Source organism: Vibrio sp. 10N.222.48.A3 (assembly GCF_041475345.1).
GTDB classification, from domain to species: domain Bacteria; phylum Pseudomonadota; class Gammaproteobacteria; order Enterobacterales; family Vibrionaceae; genus Vibrio; species Vibrio tasmaniensis_A.
Window position 1 is genome coordinate 1 of the sequence record NZ_JBFRVX010001049.1, and the last position, 5,550, is coordinate 5,550.

At 46.3% G+C, this 5,550-nt stretch carries 3 protein-coding genes; all 3 read left to right on the forward strand.

Annotation, left to right across the window (positions count from 1 at the left end; genetic code table 11):
* The coding region (locus AB4653_RS23470) for a beta-N-acetylhexosaminidase (protein ID WP_372105448.1) at window positions 1-1,749 on the forward strand (1,749 nt) is incomplete at its 5' end.
* Window positions 1,750-1,875: 126 nt separating this feature from the next.
* Window positions 1,876-4,281 (forward strand): GH36-type glycosyl hydrolase domain-containing protein, encoded by a 2,406-nt coding sequence (locus AB4653_RS23475; RefSeq protein WP_102257746.1) that lies wholly within the window; start codon window positions 1,876-1,878, stop codon window positions 4,279-4,281.
* Window positions 4,282-4,355: 74 nt separating this feature from the next.
* On the forward strand, window positions 4,356-5,550 hold a 1,195-nt coding region (locus AB4653_RS23480), incomplete at its 3' end, for a phosphoglucomutase/phosphomannomutase family protein (RefSeq protein WP_372105449.1).

Sequence of the window (5,550 nt, forward strand, 5' to 3'; positions counted from 1 at the left end):
GCGCCCGTGTTAAAGGCCAATAACCATTACTACCTTGAATTCAGTATTCAAAGCGCCCCATTCCGCTTCTATTCTGATGGCCTTAATGATGCCTTTATCCAATCACATCATGATGGAGAAACATCGGTACTGCCTGTCGCGATATCACCCATAGTACTGGCTTCGCCGTACCGTGAACGTAATCAAATGCCTGAAGTTAACGCTGCTGAAATTGCATTGATTCCTCAACCAAATCAGATCGAACTCAAGCAAGGTAGCTTCGCGCTAAGCTGTGAATGCAAGGTTGAGGTTCAATCTCACCTTGCAGATAAAGCCGTCTCTTGGTTGCAGCAAGAGTTACTTTCTACCTTTGAAATATCTCTTTCGAATGAGCTTTCAACTGAACTTTCAAAAAACGAAAGCGGCGACATTCTATTTCGCAGCAATCCAACATTAGACGAAGCAGAATACAAACTCCGCATTACTGAACAACAAATAATTGTTGAATCAGGTAGCCAGTCTGGGTTTACACACGCCGTGGCAAGTCTGATTCAATTGGTTCAACAACTGGATGTCGAAAATTTTTCTATTCCATGCTGCAAAATCGCCGATCACCCTCGCTTTAAGTACCGAGGCATGATGTTGGATTGCGCGCGCCACTTCCATTCAGTAGAGCAAGTGAAGCGCTTAATCAATCAACTAGCGCACTACAAATTCAACGTTTTTCATTGGCACCTAACCGATGATGAAGGTTGGAGAATCGAGATCAAGAGCCTACCTCAGCTAACTGAAGTCGGCGCATGGCGCGGTCCTGATCATGCATTAGAACCGCAATACACCCACATTGCGGATAACTATGGCGGTTTCTACACGCAACAACAGGTTCGTGAAGTCATTGAATACGCAGAGCAGCGTAGCATCACGGTGATCCCAGAGATCGATATCCCGGGACACTGCCGCGCCGCAATAAAGTCACTGCCTGACATGCTAGTTGAGCAAGCAGACACCACACAATACAAGAGTATTCAGCACTACAACGACAACGTACTAAATCCAGGCTTGCCAGGTACTTATCAGTTCCTAGATGCCGTTATTGAAGAAGTTGCAGAGCTTTTCCCTAGCGAATTGATCCACATGGGCGCAGACGAAGTACCACCCGGTGTGTGGACCAACAGCCCTGCTGCTCAAGCTCTGATGAAAGAACATCAATATCAAGACAGCAAAGATTTACAAGGCCACCTATTCCGTTATGCCGAAAACAAACTCAAACAACTCGGTAAGCGCATGGTGGGCTGGGAAGAAGCACAGCACGGCGACAAGGTGAGCAAAGAGACCATCATCTATTCATGGCTCAGTGAAGAAGCTGCTATCAATTGCGCTCGCCAAGGCTTTGATGTGGTGCTGCAACCAGCACAGTTTACCTATCTCGACATGACCCAAGATTATGCACCGGAAGAACCGGGCGTAGATTGGGCTGCCGTTATCCCCTTAGAACAAGCTTATACCTACGAAGCCCTCGCTGAGATATCCGACACCGATCCAATTCGTAAGCGGATCCGCGGAATTCAGTGTGCTCTATGGTGTGAGATCGTTACCAATCAAAAGCGCATGGATTACATGGTATTTCCAAGAATTAGCGCTTTAGCTGAAGGATGTTGGACACATAAAAACAACCGAAACTGGCTAGATTACCTATCTCGCCTAAAGGGTCACCTGCCATTACTCGACAGACTCAATGTTGATTATCGCAACCCTTGGAAAGCTGAATAAAACGAAGCCAAAGCACACTCAAGTCGAGTGCTTGCTTCCCTGATTAAGGTGCTCAGTCAGATTCGACTCAGCATCATTATTTAAAAATTAGCTGCATAGATGCAGTTTGTTAAAAAGGAAATGACAATGAAATACGGCTATTTCGATAACGATAATCGCGAATACGTCATCACTCGCCCTGATGTACCAGCACCTTGGACCAACTACCTAGGTACTGAAAAGTTTTGTACCGTAATTTCGCACAATGCTGGCGGCTACTCGTTCTACAATTCTCCGGAATACAACCGTGTTACTAAATTCCGTCCAAACGGCACCTTCGACCGTCCAGGACACTATGTTTACCTGCGTGATGATGAGACGGGCGATTACTGGTCTATCTCTTGGCAGCCAGTGGCAAAGAACCTAGATGAAGCGAACTACGAAGTTCGTCACGGCCTGTCATACTCAAAATTCAAGTGTGAATACAGTGGTATTACAGCAACCAAAACGTTATTCGTTCCTAAGGGTGAAGATGCGGAAGTTTGGGACGTCGTGCTGAAAAACAACACTGACAAACCAAGAACCATCAGTACTTTCTCATTTGTTGAGTTCTCGTTCAGCCATATTCAATCGGATAACCAGAACCATCAGATGTCTTTGTACTCTGCGGGGACGTCTTACCAAGAAGGTGTTCTTGAATACGACCTGTACTACAACACTAACGACTTTGAAGGTTTCTACTACCTAGCTTCAACTTTCTCACCAGACAGCTACGACGGCCAACGTGATAACTTCCTTGGCATGTACCGTGATGAAGCGAACCCAATTGCCGTTGAGAACGGTAAATGTTCTAACAGCGCTCAAACCTGTTACAACCACTGTGGTTCTCTGCACAAGCAATTTACGATTCAGCCGGGTGAAGAAGTTCGCTTTGCTTATGTACTCGGTATCGGTAAAGGAAACGGCGAGCGCCTACGTGAAAAGTACCAAGACACAGCCAACGTCGATGCCGCTTTCCAAGGCATCAAAGATCACTGGGACGAGCGTTGCAACAAATTCCAAGTTAAGTCTCCAAACGAAGGCTTAGACACCATGATCAACACATGGACGCTATACCAAGCGGAAACCTGTGTTGTTTGGTCTCGCTTTGCATCCTTCATTGAAGTGGGTGGTCGTACTGGCCTTGGTTACCGTGATACTGCGCAAGACGCAATCTCAGTACCTCATGCCAACCCACAAATGACCAAGAAACGTATTATCGACCTGCTTCGCGGCCAAGTGAAAGCGGGCTATGGTCTACACTTGTTCGATCCAGACTGGTTCGATCCAGAAAAAGCAGACATTGAACCTTCAAAATCACCAACGGTTGTTCCAACACCGTCAGATGACGACAAGATCCACGGCATTGAAGACACCTGTTCTGATGATCACTTATGGATCGTTCCGACTATCATCAAGTATGTAATGGAAACCGGTGAACACGACTTCTTTGATGAAGTAATTCCATACGCAGACGGTGGCGAAGCGACCGTTTATGAACACATGAAAGCGGCACTGAACTTCTCTGCAGAATACGTGGGGCAAACCGGTATCTGTAAGGGTCTTCGTGCAGACTGGAATGACTGTTTAAACCTTGGTGGCGGTGAATCTTCAATGGTTTCATTCTTGCACTTCTGGGCTCTACAAGAATTCCTAGATCTTGCTAAGTTCCGTAATAACGATGCTGACGTTGCTAAATACACAGAAATGGCCGCGAACGTACGTGAAGCGTGTGAAACACACCTATGGGATGACGAAGGTGGCTGGTACATCCGTGGTCTAACAAAAAATGGCGACAAGATCGGTACCGCTCAACAAGCTGAAGGTCGTGTACACCTTGAGTCAAACACGCTAGCGGTTCTATCTGGCGCGGTTTCTCAAGAGCGTGGCGAGAAAGCGATGGACGCTGTTGATGAGAACCTATTCTCTGAATACGGCTTGCACCTAAATTCTCCTTCATTCGCAACACCAAACGATGATATCGGCTTTGTGACTCGCGTTTATCAAGGCGTAAAAGAGAATGGCGCAATCTTCTCTCACCCGAACCCATGGGCTTGGGTAGCAGAAGCGAAGCTAGGTCGTGGTGACCGTGCGATGAAGTTCTACGACGCACTGAACCCGTACAACCAAAACGACATGATTGAAACACGTTACGCAGAACCATACTCGTACGTGCAGTTCATCATGGGTAAAGATCATCAAGACCATGGTCGTGCAAACCACCCTTGGTTAACGGGTACCTCTGGTTGGGCTTACTTCGCGGTAACCAACTTTATTCTTGGTGTTCGCACAGGCTTTGAAGGATTAACAGTCGATCCTTGTATCCCGACTGATTGGCCGGAATTCGAGGTTACTCGTCAATGGCGTGGCGCGACTTACAACATCACAGTGCAAAACCCGAATGCAGTAAGCAAAGGGGTTACCTCTATCACTATCAACGGTGAGTCAGTTGAAGGTGCAATCCCAGTACAAGCAGAAGGCAGCGTGAACGATGTTGTCGTTGTTCTAGGCTAGTCACTTAATTTAACGAACAGCTCTTGCCTCAAGTCTTTATCGACTTGAGGCAATGAGACTAAAAGGATTTTCTAATGATTAAATTTGGTACAGGTGGCTGGCGCGCTTTCATTGGTGAAGAGTTCACCAGAGACAATGTTCGCCTTGTAGCGCAAGCGCTCGCTAACATCATCAATAATGAAGATGCAGCCAAGAATGGCTTCGTTATTGGCTATGACCGTCGCTTCCTTTCAGATAAAGCGGCATGCTGGTTTGCAGAAGTACTTGCGGCGAACAACATCAAAGTAAGCTTCATTGATAAGTTCGTTCCAACACCTATCGTGATGTTCCAAGCAAAAGAGATGGGATGTATTTACTCTGCGTGTATTACCGCTTCTCACAACCCAGCGGACTATAACGGCATAAAGATCTTCATTGAAGGTGGACGCGATGCTGACGAGATCATCACAGAGAAGATCGAACAGCAAATCGCAACACTGACCAACGAAGATGTTATACGAGTCGATTTTGAACAAGCGTTAAACGACAAAGAAATCGAGATCATCAACCCGATGAACGACTTTGTTGATTCAATCATCAACTTCATCGATATCGATTCGATTAAGAAAGCCAACCTGCGCGTACTGATTGATCCAATGTTTGGTGTTGCGAAAAATGCTCTGCAAACCGTACTGATCAACGGTCGCTGTGATGTCGACGTAATCAACGATGGTAAGAACCCAGATTTCGGGGGTCTAATGCCTTCTCCGAATGCCGCTACGCTCTATCGCTTGAAGCACTTGGTGGCAGCAGAAGGATATGACATTGGTATTGGTACTGATGGCGATGCCGACCGTTTAGGCATCATTGATGAGAAAGGTCACTTCATTCACCCTAACGAAGTGCTACTCCTACTTTACTACTACTTACTGGAATACAAAGGCTGGAAGGGCTCTGTTGTTCGTAACATCGCCACCACGCATCTACTCGACAAAGTAGCGGCAGATCATGGTGAGAAGAGCTTTGAGGTTCCTGTAGGCTTTAAGCATATCAGCTCTCAAATGGAAGCAGATGATTCACTGATTGGTGGTGAAAGTTCGGGAGGTTTAACCATTCGAGGTCATATCAAAGGTAAGGATGGCGTATTTGCTTCAAGCTTACTGGTTGAGATGATCAGTGTAACAGGTAAAAAATTATCTGAGTTACTTGATGAAATCTACTCTAAGTATGGCTATGCCTACACGGCAGAAGGAGATTGCCAGTTTAAGCCTTCAGAGAAAGAAGCGCTCT